The sequence below is a fragment of the Hallella mizrahii genome (assembly GCF_009695775.1).
Lineage (GTDB): Bacteria > Bacteroidota > Bacteroidia > Bacteroidales > Bacteroidaceae > Prevotella > Prevotella mizrahii.
Genome location: NZ_VUNG01000101.1, coordinates 1 through 1,323, shown reverse-complemented (window position 1 = coordinate 1,323; position 1,323 = coordinate 1). Strand labels below are relative to the sequence as shown.

1 protein-coding gene is annotated in these 1,323 nt (G+C 35.4%); it reads right to left on the bottom strand.

Annotation, left to right across the window (positions count from 1 at the left end; all coding sequences use genetic code 11):
• Positions 1 to 47: 47 nt before the first annotated feature.
• Positions 48 to 881: a replication initiation protein gene (locus FYJ73_RS15615; RefSeq protein WP_154535661.1), complete on the bottom strand. Its 834-nt coding sequence runs from the start codon at positions 879 to 881 to the stop codon at positions 48 to 50.
• Positions 882 to 1,323: the final 442 nt, after the last annotated feature.

The window sequence follows — 1,323 nt, the reverse complement described above, 5'->3', positions numbered from 1 at the left end:
TTCAGCATACTCTTTTGCTGTAAGTTCTCTTTTTCTATTTTTAACTTTCATTTTATCGCCTCCAAAAACTTACGAGTTTTGCTTTTTGGTTTTCCCTTTTTTGCTCTATTTGATTGTATCTTAATAAACTCCTCATTTTCAAATTTATACCAACACCATTTAGCAATGCTTTTTGATGTTGCTTTTATTTCATTGTATGGCAGTAAATCATTAGCATTTAAATATGCATTATGCATTTGACACTTTAACAATAACTCATTTTGAAAATCATTAAATGAGCTTTCATTCTTATATTTTAGCACATTTTTATAAGCCCACTTCCTTATGGTGTCGAACATTTCAACATTACGACCAAAAGCAAACTCTGTATTTTCTCTTTTCTTTGGTTCTTCTAAATCATCAAAACAATCAGCTAAATCATTAAGTTCGTATAAATCAGCACCAGACCAGAACGGCGACCAATGGCTATGCAGTGGGTTTTTAGTAATCAGTCCCGCATAGCCAAGATCAGCACCAAGACGAGTAGCCATATTGTAATATAATGCTCTGGCAAACTTGACAGGCTTCTGTCTGCTTTTCTCTGTTGATGAGATCGGAGCATTAAGCATATAACCGTAATGACATCTACCAGAGTCTGGTGATTTTGTTATAAAAGACGGGATGGGCAAATGAGCATTTTCAAACTCATAAAAGCAGTTTTCTTTGTCTAAATCAAATATCATTGTATGAAGATACAACGGGTGATTTACTTGTAAATAAAGCATATCTAAAGCTTTATTCTTATTTTGAATAGTCAATCCAAACTCTAAATCATTTGTAGCATATGGCTTTAAAGGTATTTGACTTTTTAATATCTCTCTGTTATTTTCTATATTGAACATTTAGCAGTATCCTTTCTGTAATGACCCGTTCTCTCACTGTCGCCAAACTAATCGAGAACGCGGGCTTTTCTTTTATTTATAATCTCTTACAGTTTTACTATATCAAAAAAAGTTGTCAATAGATCCGTAAAAAAAAGTTGTTAACTGTGCCATTAGCCATATCAGGTATTAGACGGAGTTTTGGGGACACTACACCACAGCGAAGCACTGGCCGAAGGCTATTGCAGAGTAAGTCACACTGTAACGTATACTAAACGTCATATGCAGGATCTGGCTGTGCTGGATAGGAGAACATGAGATGCAGAAACCAAAGCGTAGACTCGGTTTTATGGTTGGTAAGAGCAATGCAACATTGCCACCAGATGACGAAACAGAAGCAGAGCTTGATCAGGAAGTCTTGAAGCTGTTTTATCCTAACCAAGAGACACAAGACACTATAGAA